Origin of the sequence: Algoriphagus iocasae, assembly GCF_014206875.1 — a bacterium.
Classification (GTDB): Bacteria; Bacteroidota; Bacteroidia; order Cytophagales; family Cyclobacteriaceae; genus Algoriphagus; species Algoriphagus iocasae.
On sequence record NZ_JACIJO010000002.1, the window covers coordinates 1116363 to 1133943 of the forward strand.

15 protein-coding genes are annotated in these 17581 nt (G+C 39.9%); 9 read left to right on the top strand and 6 right to left on the bottom strand.

Translation table 11 applies throughout. The annotated features are described in order from the left end of the window. Window positions 1-76: 76 nt before the first annotated feature. The 4 genes from secDF to FHS59_RS12195 form a co-directional block, all read right to left on the bottom strand. Window positions 77-3046, bottom strand: a complete 2970-nt coding sequence (gene secDF, locus FHS59_RS12180; RefSeq protein ID WP_184495417.1) for a protein translocase subunit SecDF — start codon at window positions 3044-3046, stop codon at window positions 77-79. 92 nt (window positions 3047-3138) lie between these two features. Next, window positions 3139-3495 (bottom strand): hypothetical protein, encoded by a 357-nt coding sequence (locus FHS59_RS12185; RefSeq protein WP_184495418.1) that lies wholly within the window; start codon window positions 3493-3495, stop codon window positions 3139-3141. Window positions 3496-3556: 61 nt separating this feature from the next. Continuing rightward, window positions 3557-4177, bottom strand: coding sequence for a uridine kinase family protein (locus FHS59_RS12190; protein ID WP_184495419.1), 621 nt, complete (start codon window positions 4175-4177; stop codon window positions 3557-3559). Window positions 4178-4208: 31 nt separating this feature from the next. Beyond that, on the bottom strand, window positions 4209-4790 hold the full coding sequence (locus FHS59_RS12195; protein WP_184495420.1) for a non-canonical purine NTP diphosphatase: 582 nt from the start codon (window positions 4788-4790) through the stop codon (window positions 4209-4211). 145 nt (window positions 4791-4935) lie between these two features. On the opposite strand from FHS59_RS12195, the gene FHS59_RS12200 reads away from it, so the two are divergent. Beyond that, window positions 4936-5499 (top strand): LOG family protein, encoded by a 564-nt coding sequence (locus tag FHS59_RS12200; RefSeq protein WP_184495421.1) that lies wholly within the window; start codon window positions 4936-4938, stop codon window positions 5497-5499. A gap of 109 nt (window positions 5500-5608) precedes the next feature. After that, window positions 5609-6112: a hypothetical protein gene (locus tag FHS59_RS12205; protein WP_184496104.1), complete on the top strand. Its 504-nt coding sequence runs from the start codon at window positions 5609-5611 to the stop codon at window positions 6110-6112. Between the two features lie 111 nt (window positions 6113-6223). Here FHS59_RS12205 and gndA read toward each other — a convergent pair whose 3' ends face one another. Further along, window positions 6224-7636, bottom strand: coding sequence for an NADP-dependent phosphogluconate dehydrogenase (gene gndA, locus FHS59_RS12210; protein WP_184495422.1), 1413 nt, complete (start codon window positions 7634-7636; stop codon window positions 6224-6226). A gap of 313 nt (window positions 7637-7949) precedes the next feature. On the opposite strand from gndA, the gene zwf reads away from it, so the two are divergent. Beyond that, window positions 7950-9476 carry a glucose-6-phosphate dehydrogenase gene (zwf, locus tag FHS59_RS12215; protein ID WP_184495423.1) on the top strand — a complete coding sequence of 509 codons (1527 nt, stop codon included), beginning with the start codon at window positions 7950-7952 and terminating at the stop codon, window positions 9474-9476. 47 nt (window positions 9477-9523) lie between these two features. Beyond that, window positions 9524-10237: a 6-phosphogluconolactonase gene (pgl, locus tag FHS59_RS12220; RefSeq protein ID WP_184495424.1), complete on the top strand. Its 714-nt coding sequence runs from the start codon at window positions 9524-9526 to the stop codon at window positions 10235-10237. Window positions 10238-10325: 88 nt separating this feature from the next. On the opposite strand, the gene ruvB is transcribed toward pgl, so the two are convergent. Further along, the gene (gene ruvB, locus FHS59_RS12225) at window positions 10326-11357 is read right to left on the bottom strand and encodes a Holliday junction branch migration DNA helicase RuvB (RefSeq protein ID WP_184495425.1); all 1032 of its coding nucleotides are present in this window, start codon (window positions 11355-11357) and stop codon (window positions 10326-10328) included. Between the two features lie 121 nt (window positions 11358-11478). Here ruvB and FHS59_RS12230 point away from each other — a divergent pair, with 121 nt between their 5' ends. The 5 genes from FHS59_RS12230 to acs all read left to right on the top strand — a co-directional run bounded on the left by FHS59_RS12230 (window position 11479) and on the right by acs (window position 17529). Then, window positions 11479-12543, top strand: coding sequence for an FAD:protein FMN transferase (locus FHS59_RS12230; RefSeq protein WP_184495426.1), 1065 nt, complete (start codon window positions 11479-11481; stop codon window positions 12541-12543). Window positions 12544-12671: 128 nt separating this feature from the next. After that, window positions 12672-13424 carry a ZIP family metal transporter gene (locus tag FHS59_RS12235; RefSeq protein ID WP_184495427.1) on the top strand — a complete coding sequence of 251 codons (753 nt, stop codon included), beginning with the start codon at window positions 12672-12674 and terminating at the stop codon, window positions 13422-13424. 183 nt (window positions 13425-13607) lie between these two features. Continuing rightward, a complete protein-coding gene (locus tag FHS59_RS12240; RefSeq protein WP_184495428.1) occupies window positions 13608-13871 on the top strand; it encodes a DUF4212 domain-containing protein in 264 nt (87 codons plus the stop codon). A 28-nt stretch (window positions 13872-13899) separates the two neighbouring features. Beyond that, window positions 13900-15585, top strand: a complete 1686-nt coding sequence (locus FHS59_RS12245) for a sodium:solute symporter family protein (RefSeq protein WP_184495429.1) — start codon at window positions 13900-13902, stop codon at window positions 15583-15585. A gap of 51 nt (window positions 15586-15636) precedes the next feature. Beyond that, window positions 15637-17529, top strand: a complete 1893-nt coding sequence (gene acs / locus FHS59_RS12250) for an acetate--CoA ligase (protein ID WP_184495430.1) — start codon at window positions 15637-15639, stop codon at window positions 17527-17529. Window positions 17530-17581: the final 52 nt, after the last annotated feature.

Below are 17581 nucleotides of genomic sequence, written 5' to 3' on the forward strand. Positions count from 1 at the left end.
GATTTTTTTTACCTTTAGGGCAATAAAAAAGGAGCGAGAATTCTCCCGCTCCTTTTTCAATTTTTTTAGAATGATCTTAAGCTAGTTTCTTTGATTCTTTAGCTTCTTCCTGATCGATTTCTTTCTTCATCAAATCCACTACAATTGGAGTAGCGATATATACAGATGAATAAGTACCTACTAGAATACCGATGAACAAAGCAAAGGAGAAGCCTCTCAATACTTCACCACCAAACACCAATAGCACAATAATTACGATCAATGTCGTGAATGAAGTGATCAATGTTCTGCCCAAAGTTTGGTTAATGGCATCGTTAAATACTTTCACCAATCTATGTGTACCTCTGCTGTCAATGTTCTCTCTGATTCTGTCAAATACAATTACAGTATCGTTAATAGAGTAACCAATTACAGTCAATACCGCAGCGATAAATACCTGATCGATTTCGAATGTAGCTCCGAGAGCACTTGCAATCGCAAAAGCAGCAATCACAAATAATGTATCGTGAACCAAGGCAATGATGGATGCCAAGGAGAACTGCCACTTACGGAATCTGATCAAAATATAAAGGAAGATCGCAATCAATGCAGCAATCATCGCTTCCACTGAAGATGCTTTGATATCATCTGCAACAGTTGCTCCTACTTTAGAAGAACCAGTGATTGCAAATTCATTTGATGCAAGCTCTTCAGCGTTTTCAGTAAACTGGAATCCAGTTACTGTAGCAATTCCTTCTTTTACTTTCGCTTCAACTTCAGCATTGGAAGCATCATCATCTTCATTGATCAAGTAAGAAGTGGTCACTTTCAATACGTTGGTTGCACCGTAAGTTTTCACTTCTACTGATCCATCAAACTCACCGTCAAGTCCAGTCTTCAATTCAGAAGCAGCAACTGGCTCGGCAAAAGCAACGATATAAGATCTACCTCCAGTGAAATCAACACCGAATTTCAATCCGTTGATAGCACCGATAGCTAAACCAACAACGATGATACCTGAAGAAATCAAGTAAGCAACTTTTCTCTTTCCTAGGAAGTCGATATTCAAAGAACTCAATGCATTCTTAGCGAATGGAGTGGCAAAGCTAATAGAGCTCTTATCACCTTTTTTGCTCATCCAGGATACAATTACTCTGGTGATAAACACAGCAGAGAAGAATGAACAAGCGATACCGATCATCAATACGATCGCGAAACCTTTTACAGGTCCTTGTCCCAATGCATAAAGAATAGCACCAGTCAAGAAAGTAGTAACGTTGGAGTCAAGAATCGCAGAGAATGCTTTGTTATAACCAGCATTGATTGCGGCAATTAAACCTACACCGTTTCGAAGTTCTTCTTTGATACGCTCAAAAATCAACACATTCGCATCGATCGACATACCGATTGTCAATACAATACCTGCAATACCTGGCAAAGTCAATGAAGACTGTAGCTGAGCTAAAATACCAAGGATAAAGAAGATATTAAATACCAATGCAGAGATAGCGATCAAACCACCTTTAGCATAGTAAGCCACCATAAACAATACCACGATTGCCAAACCTGCTACCATTGAAATCAAACCTTGATTCAATGCTTCTTTACCCAAAGTTGGGCCGATGATGCTTTCTTCTACGATTTGAGTTGGAGCTGGAAGAGAACCAGATTTAAGGATGTTAGCCAAATCCTGTGCTTCTAATAGCGTGAAGTTTCCAGAGATTTCTGATGAACCAGTTGGGATTTCTCCATTTACAGCCGGAGCTGTATAGACATAGTCATCTAATACTACAGCGATTCTTCTACCGATATTTTCAGCAGTCATTTTTCTCCATTTTCTAGCACCATCCGCATTCATTTGCATAGATACTGCTGGTCTTGAAGTTTGATCCAATACCTGACGAGCGTCAGTTACCACATCACCTTCCAAAGGAGCTTGATCAGATCCTCTTGGGATTTTGATAGCATAAAGTTCCAAACCTTCTGTTCCATCTGCCAAAACTTGAGGTTTTACTCCCCAAAGCAATTTGATGTCTTTTGGAAGCAATGCTTTGTAATCCTCGTTTTTAAGGATTCTATTGATGGTCATGGTATCTTTTACATCATACACCAATCCATAATTCGCTTTCAACAAGCTGAAAAGTGGAGATGTACCAGCGTTTGGATTCATTGGGTCGATTTGATCCAATTGCTCTTCCAAAGCTTTTCTCAAAGAATCTTCAGAAGACAAATTCTCATTAGAAAGTGTGTCAGCTGGAGTTGCAGATTCTGTCGCACTTTGGTTTGCCATGTAAGCAGAGTTGATCGCTTCTAGAGATCCGCCGATTTCATTGATTTCTGCTACCTCCCAGAATTGAAGTTTTGCAACTCCTTGAAGCAAGTTTCTAACTCTCTCTTGGTTGTCTACACCTGGAAGTTCGATCTGGATACGTCCAGAACCCTGAATTCTTTGAATGTTTGGCTGAGAAGTACCGAATCTGTCAATACGTGTTCTAAGGATGTTGAAAGAACGCTCGATAGCATTTTCAATCTCAGTATCGATTATGTCAAGGATTTCTGCATCAGAAGTTTCCAATGAAATTCTTCCTCTATTTGCAGCTGTTGCAAAGATGGAGCTCAATTTTTTTCCTTGGCTGTTTGTTTGCCAAGCTGAATAAAAAAGATCAACAAACTTCTCATCAGAAGTCTTTGCCAATTCTTTTGCATCATCTACTGACTTATTAAAAGCAGCATCTTTAGGATTACCAGCGATACCTTTTACAATTTCTACAGGAGAAACTGCCAAGGTTACGTGCATACCTCCCTGAAGGTCCAAGCCAAGACCAAGTTCAGTTTCTTTCACTTCCTGATAAGTGTAATCTGCACCTAGGAAGTTATATACAGGCTCTCTCCAAACAGAATCGAGATAAGCTCTTCTTAAGGCAAAATCTACATTGCCGGACGCGTCAGTTGCATAAGCTTCTGCTTTTTGCTGTACGCTATTTGATACAAATGTGAATGACAGATAGTACAGGCAAAGCGCTGTAATAATCACTGTCAAAAACACAATGACACCTTTATTTTGCATAAGGATTAGATATTAATTATTGAATTGTTAATACAGAATTTGGGCTTTCCTAATTTTTAGGAAGCTGGAATGAAAGCGGGAAGAAAAAGGATTTAGGGTCCTTTGGTGGAAATTATCCGCTCAAAGAGAATCTCAACCAACTGGTTGGGATGGAAGAAAGTGCTTGTTTCTACATGAAAACTGTTATTGCTTTCTTGCTCAATCTGGTAGATCAAATACATCACTGTATGCGATACATGCACCACAAAAGGTACCACCGCATTGACAGCAACATTTAAAAAAGTTTGATTTGGATCTTGATGTTCTTGGTGATCCTGTTGCTCTTGAGCCACATTTTCGACCGTATCAGGAATGTACTCTACGCTGGAAATGAACATACAAAATAGCAGAGCCAGCACCATAGTGATGCGCTGTTGGATTAATTTGCTATTTCGATTAGTGTTATTCATGCGGCGCAAATATAGATAATATTTGAAATTCAAGCGAATTAGAGGAACTTTTTTGGAATTGTTACTTCCCAGACCTTGCTCTTAGGTAAGTTCTGATGACTTCCAGCGCTTTATCGAAACTGTGATTGTTTGGCACAATCAAATCTGCATCGTTTTTGAAAGGTTTGATGTACTTTTCATAAGTAGGCATCACATGCATTTCATATCGGTATAAGACATCATCTAGGTCATAACCTCTTTCTACTTTGTCTCGAATGATTCTTCTTTTCAATTTGATGTGATCTTTGGCATCGATAAAAATCTTTAAATCCAGTAAATCTGCCAGTTCTGGATAATACAAAACAAAAATCCCCTCAACGACGACCACTGGTGCAGCATTAAAGGTTAAGATTTTTGGGGTTTTTGCGGCATTATTAAAAGTGTACTCTTCTCTTTGCACTGATTCGCCGGCTTGGATTTTCCTGATATCTGCTGCGTATTCTTCAAAATCGATACTATGTGGCGTGTCGAAATTATGGATTCCTTGTGCATCAATAGGCTGGAGATGTCGAGGCTTGTAATAATTGTCCTGCGAAATCAAACATACTTCTCCAGGTTCAAAAGTATTGAGTAACCTCTCTAAGAAAAGTGTCTTTCCTGAAGCAGAACCTCCGGTGATCCCTACGATGAATGGTTTTTTCATTCGGCAAAGTTATAGTTTTTCCAAGGTTTACTCAGAATTTTATTTGGTTCAAAAACTGAATTAATGCCCGGACAGCTTTTCCTCGATGACTTATTTTATTTTTCTCATCCATCGTCAGCTCTGCAAATGTTTTGGAATATCCATCTGGAGTGAAAACCGGATCATAACCAAATCCTGCATTTCCAATTCGCTCTGTCCCGATTTTACCTTCTGCAATACCTTCAAACTTGTATTTTTCATCCCCGATCAGCAATGCAATGACCGTTTTGAAACGAGCGGTTCGATTTGATGAGGTTCCAAGGTTTTTTAAAAGTTTATCAATATTTCTCTCGTCGCTTCTAGGTTCTCCAGCATACCGACCGGAATAAACACCTGGTTCTCCCTCTAAAGCATCCACTTCTAGACCTGTATCATCGGCGAAGCAGTCTACTCCATAATGATCTTTTACATATTGGGCCTTTTGAAAAGCATTATGCTCCAGTGTGTCTCCAGTTTCTGGAAGTTCCTCATGGCATCCGATTTCCTGAAGGGAAACAATTTCAACTCCCTTTCCCAAAGCAGCCTTTACTTCCTCTATTTTCTTTTTATTATTCGTTGCGAAACAGATTTTCATAGATCAAAAATAAGAGTTGGATGGAAAGGAAACTACCAAAAGCAGGAGATAAGCTTCCCTTCAAGTTAAATTTTTGAAAAGCTTCTCGATTGAAGGGTATAAAAAAAATGAAAGCTTTAATTTCGAGGACATCTTTTAATAGAGTATGAAAAAAATTACTGTTTACTGTGGATCTCGAAAAGGAGAAAGTCCTGCGTATGAAGCGGGTGTTAGATCCTTGGCGATAGAGATGATAAAGAGGGATCATTCCTTGGTGTATGGAGCTGGACGAGTTGGTCTGATGGGAGTAATTGCTGACGAAATGTTAGCTGCAGGAAAGGAAGTGATTGGAATTATTCCCCAAAAATTGGTTGATCGTGAAGTCGCACACAAAGGTTGCACAGACTTGGTGATTGTGGAAACGATGCGGGATAGAAAATGGCTGATGGCAGAAAAGGGTGATGGTTTTATTGCAATGCCAGGAGGAATTGGGACACTAGAGGAGCTTTTTGAAATCATGACATTGAATCAACTCCATTACATCCAAAAACCATTGGCACTTTTTAATGTGAATGGCTACTACGATAAGCTTGTGGATTTTCTAAACCATGCGAAAGAAGAGGGATTTCTGTATTCGGTATTGGATGAATCATTGATTGTTTCGGATGATCCTGTTGAGATTCTTGATAAAATGGCCGCCTTTCGTCCAAAAGCCACTCCAGACTGGTAAAAATGATCCTAATCTGCTTTATCATGGCAGTATGAAATCAAACAATTAGGATTATTTAAAATCATCCTAAAAATTAAATTTCTTATTTTTGCGCAGCAACGAAGCAAAAATGATCCAAAAGCTATTTCCATTAGATAAAAATTACATACTTCGTCAAGCTCAGTCTGAGCTCGAGGAGGAATTGATCGATCGGATGGTTTTTGAATTGAAGCGTTCCTATACACTTTTATATAATCCATTGCGATTGATGGATCAGACATTTATTCAGATCCTGGATACTTTTACTTTTCCCAGAGAAAGAGCCAAATTGATTTACAGACAGCTTTGCGGGATCTACCGCTATAAGCATGGGGACAATCAATTGGAAATGCTTTTTGATGGCAGAACCCATTTGGACAAGTTTAAAGAGGATTGGTCTGCAGCTTTGGTTTCGTATGTGCAGGAACTCGGCATCTATGAGCAATATGTGAAGACCATGCTTCGAATGACTTTGTTATTTGATACAGAATCAAGAGCAGAGTGGGCAGAAAATCACTGCAAGGCCTTCATCAATCAATATTTTGAGTTGAAAGTGGTGAAAAGACATGGTGAGCTGAAACTCAAAGTAGGATAAACCGAAAAATTCAAAATCTCTATATAAAACAAAAGCTCGTTGAAATCATCAACGAGCTTTTGTTTTTTGGTAATCAGTAAACTGCCTACTGAGACTGATTACTGATTACTGTTATTTCCCCCATTCGGTATGGAAAATTCCTTCACGATCTGTTCTCTCATAAGTATGAGATCCAAAATGATCCCTTTGTGCTTGGATCAAATTAAGAGGGAGTTTTGTGGAAGTGTAGGCATCGAAGTAACTCAAGGCGCTGGAAAGTCCCGGAACTGGGATTCCTGACTTTGCAGCGAAAGCTACCACTTCTCTTACCGCAGGAAGAGTTCCCTGAACTTTAGAAACAAAAGAAGGAGAAAGCAATAAATTAGGAAGATCATTATCAGCTTCAAAAGCATCCGAGATATCTGCCAAAAGCCCTGCACGAATGATACATCCTGCTCTCCAAATCTTGGCGATGGTCGCCATATTTAAATCATATCCATAATCTTTGGAAGCATAGCTCAGCTGATGCAATCCTTGAGCATAAGCAATAATAAAAGAGAAATAAAGTGCTTGTTCCGCTTGGGCGATCAATTCTTCTTTTGCAATATGAGGTACTTCCGGTCTTGAGTATAATTCATCTGCTTGCACCCTTTCATCTTTCAAAGCTGAGATTTCACGCATACTCACGGCCATGTCGATTGTCGGAACAGGAATTCCCAAGTCCATCGCATTCTGAGAAGTCCACTTTCCAGTGCCTTTTTGCTTTGCCTTGTCTAGAATCATATCTACCAAATCGGCTGATGTCAAATCATCTTTTTGCGTGAAAATCTCCGCAGTAATTTCTACCAAAAAGGATTGTAATCGTCCGTTATTCCAAGAAGCATATACCTGATTAAGTTCTTCATTGCTCAGATCGCAAGACTTTTTCAACAAATCATAAATCTCAGAAGTCAGTTGCATCATGGCATATTCGATTCCATTATGAACCATCTTCACATAATTACCTGCTGACTTTGGACCCAAATACGCTACGCAAGGCTCTCCTTTATATTTAGCAGAAACCGCTTCAAAAATTGGTTTTACATGTTCGTAAGCTTCTTTGTCCCCGCCAGGCATGATGCTTGGGCCTTTTCTGGCGCCTTCAGCTCCACCTGAAACTCCTGAACCGAAAAAGTGAATTCCCTTTTCTTTCAAATATGCTTCACGTCGATCCGTATCAGTAAAAAATGAATTTCCTCCATCTATGATGATATCGTCTTTGTCAAGATAAGGTAGAAGACTATCAATTGCCTGATCCACAATTTTTCCGGCAGGAACCAATAACATGATTTTCCTTGGAGTGCTAAGTGCCTGAACAAAAGTGTTGATGTCAGTAGAGGCACTTACTTTAGAAAGATCGCCACCTTCTGTTTTTAAGGCTTCTACTTTTTCAGAATCTAAATCGTAACCAAATGCTTTGAAATTATTATCAGCGACATTCAAAATAAAATTTCTGCCCATTACCCCAAGACCTACCAGGCCAAAATCGTAGTCTTTATAATCCATCTTTTTCTGTTTTTCTTAAAATTACCTAGGCAATCATTTTTGGTTCCTATGCTTATTAAAACAAATAAGCCTTAATTTTGCGACTGCAAAGCAAAATTAAATTAAAGTGGCAATTGTTCACTTTTTTATGCAAATCAATTAACCCTAATTCTGAAATTTGACTCAAACGGTTTCAAACTTCTCAATGAAAATCCGGAGTATTTTAAAAACATTCAGGAAGTAGCCCGGAAAATGAACCTGTTTCTTCAAAAAAACATTTTGTGATTCCCAGCTTCGATAAATTTGTTGAAGAGCTGAAAATATCGACTTACGCATGAAAAAAACTTTAAATCAGATGCTCATTATTTTTGGAGCATCTGGGGATTTAACTGCTCGTAAACTAGTTCCTGCACTTTATAATCTTTACAAAGGAAAACACCTTCCTGAAAATTTTGTGGTGCTCGGCGCTAGTAGAAGTGATATGTCAGATGAGGCTTTCCGCCGTAAGGTGGTTCAGGAAAGTGAGTTTTTAGAAAAAAAGATCAGCAAGGAAGAAGCTTCTTATATTAAAACCTTTGCTGATAAACTTTTTTATCAAGATCTAGGCGAAAACTATGACAGCGATTACTCGGCTTTAGCGAAAAGGATTGCTGAACTAAATAAGGATCATGGCTGTGAGGAAAATTACATTTTCTACCTCTCCACTCCTCCGAGTTTGTATGAAGTCATTGCCAAGAACCTTTGTGAAGCTGGTTTGACGACGGAAGAAAATGGTTGGAAGAGAATTATCGTGGAGAAGCCTTTTGGCTACAGTCTGGAAACGGCTAAGGAACTGAATGAAGGACTTCATAAATATTTCAATGAGCCGCAGGTTTACAGAATAGATCATTATCTAGGAAAGGAAACGGTTCAGAATTTATTGGTGACACGTTTTTCCAATTCGATTTTTGAACCTACTTGGAACAGAAGATACATTCATCATGTAGAAATCACCAATGCGGAAACCGTCGGTGTAGAGAAGCGTGGAGGATATTACGATAAGTCTGGTGCACTTCGGGATATGTTCCAAAGTCATTTGCTTCAGGTTCTTTCATTGATTGTAATGGAACCACCGATCAATTCCAGCGCTGAGGAAATCCGTGATGAAAAAGTCAAAGCTTTGAAATCATTGCGCTTGATGACTGACCCGGAGGTTTTGGCAACGCATACTATGAAAGGCCAGTATGTTGCTTCCACGATCAATGGAAAAAAAGTCAAAGGCTATCGTGAAGAAGAAGGTGTAGATCCTGATTCTAAAACGGAAACCTTTGCGGCCATCAAATTCTTTGTGGATAACTGGAGATGGAAAGATGTGCCTTTCTACGTGAGAACTGCGAAATACATGCCGACAAAAGTTACTGAGGTGGTGATCCATTTCAAATCTCCGGCACATGAAGTCTTCAAAAGTCATGATGCATACCAAAAAGACAATAAACTTATCATTCGAATTCAACCAGATGAAGGGATTTTGATCAAGTTTGGTGTGAAAGTGCCAGGTCTTGGTTTTAATGTGGAGCAGGCAAATCTTGACTTTTACTATTCTGACTTAGATTCCGCCCAAGTGATGGACGCATACGAAAGGTTGCTTTTAGATGCAATGCAAGGCGATGCAACACTTTATGCGAGAGCAGATGAAGTGGAAGCAGCTTGGAAATTTGTTGATCCAATTTTGAAATATTGGGAGAATGAAGATGTTCCAACCTACGGTTATGCTGCCGGAACTTGGGGGCCTAGAAACTCCGATGAAATGTTTGAAGGACATTTTGGTTGGAGAAATCCAGGCAAACGTCTGACTGACGAAACTGGTTTCTGTATTCTTTAATACTTTCTTTCCTAATTCCATTTCCTTTAACTTCTAACCAATAAAAAATGAACGTCATCGTATCCAGCTCTAAGGAAAGTCTTGCAGAAGAATTTGCCTATCAATTAAAAGAAATGTCTGACACGGGTGAAAAAATCCATGTGGCACTTTCCGGAGGCAGTACTCCCAAAGCAATTTTTGATTACATCGCTGAGGAGTTGGGAGAAGATATTCTATGGGATAACATTAATTTCTATTGGGGTGATGAACGATGCGTTCCGCCTACTGATTCAGAAAGTAATTACAAGATGACTGTGGATCATTTGCTTTCTAAAATCGATATGCCTGAAGAAAATATCTTTAGAGTAATCGGTGAAAATGATCCTGAGGAAGAAGCAATCCGATACAGCCAAGTGTTGGAGGAAGAACTTCCTATTGTCAATGGAATTCCTCAGTTTGATTTGGTAATGTTAGGCCTAGGTGATGATGGTCATACTGTTTCTATATTTCCTTATAATATCAAATTATGGGATGCAAAAGAAAACTGCGTCGTAGCAGTACACCCTGATTCAGGTCAGAAAAGAGTGACAATCACTGGTAAAGTTGTAAACAACGCCAAGTCAGTTGCCTTTTTGGTGACGGGTGCAAACAAAGCAGAGAAAGTACACGAGATCGTCATGCTGGAAGGAGATTATGAGAAGTATCCAGCTTCTTTGGTCAAGCCTGAAAGTGAAGATTTAACTTGGTTTTTGGATCAGGATGCGGCAAAGCTTTTGGGTTGAAAAAATCGATCGAGATATATTAAATAGAAACGGAGTTGAGATTGTCTCAACTCCGTTTTGTTTTTATACTTTTTCGAAAGTCGATTTATTACAAATCGAATAGACTTCCAGTTCCTTGACTCGGTTTGATATTAAGATGCTTGTAAGCTAGCTCCGTTGCCATTCTTCCTCTTGCAGTTCTCTTTAGATAACCTTCCTGAATCAAAAACGGCTCATACACTTCTTCAATAGTTTCTGCTTCTTCACCACAAGCTGTGGCGATGGTGCTGAGCCCAACTGGTCCTCCTTTAAACTTTTCAATAATTGTCATCAGGATTCTGTTGTCCATTTCATCCAGTCCATTCATGTCCACGTCTAGTGCATCCAAGGCTATTTTTGAAATTTCTAAAGTGATGGTTCCGTTCCCTTTAACCTCAGCAAAATCTCTTGTTCTTCTCAGTAACATGTTGGCGATTCTAGGTGTTCCGCGACTTCGACGGGCAATTTCATAAGCAGCAACTTCATCGATTGGCGTTTGTAGGATACCTGCAGATCTACTAACTATATCTGTTAATAATTTTGCGTCGTAGTATTCCAGCCTGGAATTGATGCCAAATCGAGCCCGAAGTGGAGAAGTCAATAAACCGGATCGTGTCGTAGCGCCGATCAAAGTAAAAGGACTTAGAGAAATCTGTACAGATCTGGCGTTAGGTCCCGAATCCAGCATGATGTCGATTCGGAAATCCTCCATTGCAGAATAAAGGTATTCTTCCACGATGGGATTCAGTCTGTGGATTTCGTCAATGAAAAGTACATCTCCCTCTTCCAGATTTGTTAAAAGCCCTGCTAAATCGGAGGGTTTGTCCAAGACCGGTCCGGAAGTGATTTTTATTCCAGTTTGTAACTCATTGGCAATAATATGACTCAAAGTAGTTTTGCCAAGTCCAGGAGGGCCATGTAATAAAACATGATCTAAAGGTTCATTTCTGCGCTTTGCCGCCAAAACAAAAACTCTCAGGTTTTCCACAATTTTGAACTGCCCGGTAAAGTCCTCAAAGCTCAGCGGTCGCAAAGCTTTTTCAAATTCCTTATCCTTTGAGCTCAAATGCTCTTCATCTCCTGTCAGATAATCTTCTCTCATAGTTTAGTGGTGCTCCTACAAAGATAGAAAAATACCCGTGCCAGCGAGGGGCTTTTACCAGCCATTTCAAACCTTTAAACTGAAAAATAACTCTTAACTTCGCAGCGAAATATAGAACACTATGCGTCCCAATACTCGAAAAAATATCATCTATTCCCTTGTTTTACTGGCAATGGTCATTCTGGTATATGCTTGGAGAAACCAGAATCCAAAAACAAGCGAGCAAAAAGAGGAAATCGAAGTGAATGGAAAGTTGACTTTGTCAGGTAAGACCATGGGAACTACTTATAACATCACCTATCTCGATGAGGAAGGTCGTGACTTCCAGCCTTCCATTGATTCCTTGTTGGTGGTTTTCAACCAAAGCCTTTCTACTTACATTCCTGATTCGGAATTAAGCCAATTCAATAACAGTGACACCTTGGATTTTGAACTTCCTTATTTGCTCCCGATACTGGAAGCAAGTAAAGATATTAATCAAAAAACAGATGGTGCTTTTGATCCTACGGTAGGCCCATTAGTGAATATCTGGGGTTTTGGACCGACAGGTCCAGAGTTAAAGGACAGTGTCGATATTCAGAACTTGCTGAAATTGGTAGGTTTTGAAAAAGTTGATTTCGACTCCAAGCAAGTAAGAAAAAAGGTGTCAGGAATTTATCTGGATTTTAGTTCTATTGCCAAAGGTTATGGAGTGGACGTAGTCGCGGAGTTTTTAGCTTCCAAAGGAATCAATGATTATCTCGTAGAAATCGGAGGAGAATTGGTAGCCAAAGGTGTAAACGAAAGCGGGGAACTTTGGAAAGTGGGAGTAAATCGACCTGAGGAATCTTCTTCCGCTTCAGACCTGATCAGCATCATTGCGCTGCAGGATAAAGGAATGGCAACTTCCGGCAACTATAGAAATTTTTACGTGCGTGATTCAGTCAAAATTTCCCATACGATCAATCCAAAAACAGGCTATCCAATTGCTCAAAATCTTCTCAGTGCAACTGTCGTGGCGGATGACTGCATGACAGCTGATGCTTATGCTACCGCATTGATGGTGATGGGAACAGAAAAAGCAATTGCGCTGGATTCGGCTTTGGATGAAATTGAAGTGTTTTTGATTTTTAGTGGACCAAACGGAGAGTTTGAAACCTATGCCAGCGAATCACTTAAACCCTATCTTTCATTTGTCCAGAAATAGCAAAGCTTGATTGCTCTTTTCTAAATGATTTTCGAGAAGACTGATTTTAAATGCAACATTATTGAATTTTATTACCTTTGCGCTGGTTATGTTTCCAGCTTTCTAAAAAAGGAAAGTAAATTTCTTGCATGGGTTTAAATTTTATTCTTCTTTTTCTGACTGCTTTAGGTGCTGGTTCTTTGGTTTTTATCGCACCTAAATTCCGTGATAAGTACTTCAAGCTGGTATTAGTTTTTGCGGGTTCCTACCTTTTTTCAATTACGATTCTGCACATACTCCCCGAGTTATTCCACAGTGGATATGAAGGTGGAAGAATGGGATTATACATTCTGATTGGCTTTTTGCTTCAACAGTTATTGGAATTTTTATCAAGTGGAATTGAGCATGGGCATATACACCATCACCATGGCGAAACAAAGTCTGGAGTGTTTACAGTCATGCTGGGACTCTTTATTCATGCGTTTTTAGAAGGCACATTACTTTCTCATGGAAGTCTGATCGAGGGAAGCACGGAAGCTTTTGGTCATGTGCATAACAGTAAAACTGTTTTGGCAGGGGTGATTTTACATAAAGGTCCTGCGGCATTCGCTTTGGCGGCTGTGTTAAGCAGCTCGATGAGCAAAAAATGGACTTTGATTCTATTGATGATTTTTGCTCTTGCCTCACCTTTAGGGATGTTTAGCAGCGCTTATTTGTTCCAAAGTGGCTTATTGGAAAAAGAGGGTGTAGGGATTCTTTTTGGCTTGGTTGCAGGTGGGTTTTTGCATATTTCAACCACCATTTTCTTTGAAAGTAGTCCACATCACAAGTTCAATTGGAATAAATTGATCGTAAGTTTTTTGGCCGCAGGCTTAGCAATTCTTTCGGAATACTTATTCTAGTAATCAAAGTTTTTCTTCATTAAGAGCTTATAGGAATTTCGGTAAAATGATCTTCTTCCGAAAGAATATCAGGTAAAGACTGAGTCTTTCTTTAAATTTTTGTCATTTAATGGAAAAGGGGTTGCATTTCGTTGAAATCTACCCTTACTTTTAATTTTGATTCCTAAATAAACCCCTGACCCCATGGCCAATGATCCCGGCAAAATGAAAGCCTACTGGAGGAAAAACCTCAAAACCCTATTTTTCTTATTGCTTATCTGGTTTTTAGTCTCCTTTGGATTTGGGATTCTCTGGGTAGAGGAGTTGAATCAAATCCATCTTGGTGGATTTAAGTTAGGTTTTTGGTTTGCCCAGCAAGGTTCTATTTACGCATTTGTCGTGTTGATTTTCATTTATGTCTATCGGATGAATAAGCTGGACAAAGAGTTTGATGTCAACGAAGAATAACTAGGAATCCCCAAAATCACCTGAACGAATGGATATTTTAACTTGGACTTATATACTCGTTGGTCTCTCTTTTACCCTTTATATCGGGATTGCAATCTGGTCTAGAGCGGGCTCAACAAAGGAATTTTATGTTGCAGGGGGAGGGGTTTCACCTTTGGCAAACGGAATGGCGACAGCAGCAGACTGGATGTCGGCAGCTTCCTTTATTTCTATGGCAGGAATTATCTCATTTGCCGGATATGATGGGTCCGTTTATTTGATGGGATGGACAGGAGGCTATGTTTTGCTCGCCTTACTTTTGGCACCTTACCTGCGGAAATTTGGAAAGTTCACTGTTCCTGATTTTGTCGGAGATAGATATTATTCAAACACAGCCAAAGTGGTTGCCGTGATTTGTGCTTTATTCATCTCATTCACTTATGTCGCTGGACAAATGCGAGGAGTAGGAATTGTTTTCTCTAGATATTTGGAAGTGCCGATCGAATGGGGAGTGGTGATCGGAATGTGTATCGTCTTCTTTTATGCGGTTCTAGGAGGCATGAAAGGGATTACTTATACCCAAGTTGCTCAATACTGCGTGTTGATTTTTGCCTACATGGTACCTGCGATATTTGTTTCTATGCAGCTTACTGGCAATCCAATTCCTCAGCTTGGTTTAGGAGGAGAAGTAGCAGATGGAACAGCGTTATTGGATAAATTAGATGGAGTTTTGGCCGAACTCGGTTTTGCAGAATATACAGCAGGTCGCAAAGGCATGATGGATGTGTTTATGATCACATTGGCTTTGATGGTAGGCACGGCAGGATTGCCACATGTGATTGTCCGTTTCTTTACCGTTCCAAAAGTGAAAGATGCCCGATTATCCGCTGGATATGCATTGGTTTTTATCGCTATTCTTTACACTACAGCCCCTGCTATTGCTGCATTTGGGATCTATAATGCGATAAACAGTACTTCTGAAAAGGAAATTTCTTCATTGCCAGTTTGGGTGTCCAACTGGCAGAAAACAAATTTGATTGCAGTTGACGATAAAAACGGGGATGGCAAAATCCAATACGTTGCAGATCCTGCTACCAACGAACTGACGATTGACCGTGATATTATGGTTTTGGCAAGCCCGGAAATAGCCGAGCTTCCCAACTGGGTTGTTGGCTTAGTGGCTGCCGGTGCAATGGCAGCAGCATTATCCACTGCAGCAGGTTTATTACTGGTAATTTCGACTTCTGTTTCCAGAGATTTATTTAAGACTTTCAGACCTGATATATCTGAGAAAAAGGAATTGAGAATCGCCAGAATTGCTGCTGCGGGAGCGGTGCTTTTGGCCGGTTATTTTGGGGTCAATCCTCCTGGCTTTGTAGCTCAAGTCGTTGCTTTCGCTTTTGGTTTGGCTGCAGCATCATTTTTCCCAGTAATTATCATGGGGATTTTCTCTTCCAGAATCAATAAAGAAGGAGCCATTGCAGGAATGATTTCGGGATTGATCTTTACACTGGCATATATTATTTATTTCAAATTTATTTCGCCTGAAATGAATACTGCAGACCATTGGTGGTTTGGTGTGAGTCCTGAAGGAATAGGAACAATCGGGATGTTTTTAAATTTTCTCGTTTGCATTGTCGTGTCGAGATTTACTCCCGCACCCCCACAATCTGTACAGGATATGATACAAGAGATCAGAATTCCTCGAGGAGCTGGCAAGGCTGTGGATCATTAATTGTAACTTAGAGTCAAGAAAAAAATAGATTATCGATAACCCAATAATATCATGAGTGATAGAATACATACCCTCAGCGGGTACCTACATGAATATCAAAAAAGCGTAGCACAACCGGAAGAGTTTTGGGCGAGAATAGCAGATTCTTTCCATTGGAGAAAACGATGGGATAAGGTTTTGAAATGGAATTTCGATGGGCCAGATGTGAAATGGTTTTTGAATGGAAAGCTGAATATCACTGAAAATATTTTTGAAAGGTATCTTTTCACCATTGGTGATAGACCGGCAATTATTTGGGAAGCAAATGACCCTAATGAAGCAGGACGAACACTGACATATCGGGAGTTATATCATGAAGTCTGTCGCTTTGCAAATGCCCTGAAAAGTAAAGGGATCGGTAAAGGAGATAAGGTGATTATTTACATGCCGATGGTGCCTGAGGCAGCTATTGCCATGCTGGCTTGTGCTAGAATAGGAGCTGTTCATTCGGTGGTCTTTGCTGGTTTTTCCAGCAATGCCCTTGCAGATAGAGTAAATGATTGCGAAGCAAAAGCGATTTTGACTTCGGATGGAAACTTTAGAGGAGCTAAGAAAATAGATGTGAAATCTGTCGTGGATCAAGCCTTGGAGAAAAGTTCTGTGGAGACTGTAATCGTTTACCAAAGAACCAATCAGGAAGTGACCATGGTGGAGGGGAGAGATTATTGGTGGCATGATGTTGTGGCAAATGAGTCAAGCGAAAGCCCAGCAGAGGAGATGGATAGCGAGGACATGTTATTCATTCTTTATACATCTGGCTCTACGGGTAAGCCGAAAGGAGTTGTTCATACTACGGGAGGATACATGGTTTATTCCAAGTATTCATTTGAAAATGTATTTCAATATTCTCCTGGGGATGTATATTGGTGTACTGCCGATATCGGATGGATTACTGGTCACTCCTACATTGTTTATGGGCCATTATTAGCTGGAGCTACCACTTTGATGTTTGAAGGAGTTCCTACTTTTCCTGATTGCGGAAGATTCTGGGCTGTAGTGGAAAAGTATAAAGTGAATCAGTTTTATACTGCACCAACAGCTATCAGAGCTTTACAGGCATATGGAACAACAGAAATCGAAAAATATGATTTGAGTTCTTTGAAAGTACTGGGATCTGTTGGTGAGCCGATCAATGAAGAAGCCTGGCATTGGTATCATACGCATATTGGAAAAAACAAATGTCCAATCGTGGATACCTGGTGGCAAACAGAGACTGGTGGAATCATGGTGTCCCCAATAGCGGGAATTACACCTACTAAACCGGCCTATGCTACTCTACCTTTACCTGGCGTACAGCTTTGCATCGTAGATCCTGAAGGGAATGAACTAACGGGGAATTCAGTAGAAGGAAATCTTTGTATCAAATTCCCATGGCCATCTATGATCAGAACTACCTATGGAGATCATGACAGATGCAAGCAAACGTATTTTTCTACTTATAAAGGAATGTATTTTACTGGCGATGGTGTCAAAAGAGATCATGATGGTTATTACAGAATTTTAGGTAGAGTCGATGATGTGATCAATGTTTCCGGACATAGAATGGGAACAGCCGAAGTAGAAAATGCGATCAATGAACATCCAAAAGTGATTGAATCAGCGGTAGTCGGTTATCCTCATGATGTGAAAGGTCAGGGAATTTATGCCTATGTAATTTGTGATTTGACAAATCGTACAGAGGATAACCTGATCAACGAAATCAAAGAGATGGTGTCAAAAATAATTGGCCCAATTGCCAAGCCAGATAAAATTCAGATCGTACCTGGTCTGCCGAAAACAAGATCTGGAAAGATTATGAGAAGGATTTTGAGAAAGGTTGCCGAAAATAGCTTGGATAATATGGGTGATACCAGCACTTTGCTTGATCCGGATGTAGTGAATAAAATTATAGAAGGAAGACAATAAAGAAAAGCTGTCTTAAAAGTCTAAAATTTGTCAGCCTGAGCGGAGTCGAAGG

Excerpts from the sequence above, each read along its gene's own strand:
- secDF (WP_184495417.1), bottom strand. The coding sequence starts at position 3,046 with ATGCAAAATAAAGGTGTCATTGTGTTTTTGACAGTGATTATTACAGCG.
- FHS59_RS12185 (WP_184495418.1), bottom strand. The coding sequence starts at position 3,495 with ATGAATAACACTAATCGAAATAGCAAATTAATCCAACAGCGCATCACT.
- FHS59_RS12190 (WP_184495419.1), bottom strand. The coding sequence starts at position 4,177 with ATGAAAAAACCATTCATCGTAGGGATCACCGGAGGTTCTGCTTCAGGA.
- FHS59_RS12195 (WP_184495420.1), bottom strand. The coding sequence starts at position 4,790 with ATGAAAATCTGTTTCGCAACGAATAATAAAAAGAAAATAGAGGAAGTA.
- FHS59_RS12200 (WP_184495421.1), top strand. The coding sequence starts at position 4,936 with ATGAAAAAAATTACTGTTTACTGTGGATCTCGAAAAGGAGAAAGTCCT.
- FHS59_RS12205 (WP_184496104.1), top strand. The coding sequence starts at position 5,609 with ATGATCCAAAAGCTATTTCCATTAGATAAAAATTACATACTTCGTCAA.
- gndA (WP_184495422.1), bottom strand. The coding sequence starts at position 7,636 with ATGGATTATAAAGACTACGATTTTGGCCTGGTAGGTCTTGGGGTAATG.
- zwf (WP_184495423.1), top strand. The coding sequence starts at position 7,950 with ATGAAAAAAACTTTAAATCAGATGCTCATTATTTTTGGAGCATCTGGG.
- pgl (WP_184495424.1), top strand. The coding sequence starts at position 9,524 with ATGAACGTCATCGTATCCAGCTCTAAGGAAAGTCTTGCAGAAGAATTT.
- ruvB (WP_184495425.1), bottom strand. The coding sequence starts at position 11,357 with ATGAGAGAAGATTATCTGACAGGAGATGAAGAGCATTTGAGCTCAAAG.
- FHS59_RS12230 (WP_184495426.1), top strand. The coding sequence starts at position 11,479 with ATGCGTCCCAATACTCGAAAAAATATCATCTATTCCCTTGTTTTACTG.
- FHS59_RS12235 (WP_184495427.1), top strand. The coding sequence starts at position 12,672 with ATGGGTTTAAATTTTATTCTTCTTTTTCTGACTGCTTTAGGTGCTGGT.
- FHS59_RS12240 (WP_184495428.1), top strand. The coding sequence starts at position 13,608 with ATGGCCAATGATCCCGGCAAAATGAAAGCCTACTGGAGGAAAAACCTC.
- FHS59_RS12245 (WP_184495429.1), top strand. The coding sequence starts at position 13,900 with ATGGATATTTTAACTTGGACTTATATACTCGTTGGTCTCTCTTTTACC.
- acs (WP_184495430.1), top strand. The coding sequence starts at position 15,637 with ATGAGTGATAGAATACATACCCTCAGCGGGTACCTACATGAATATCAA.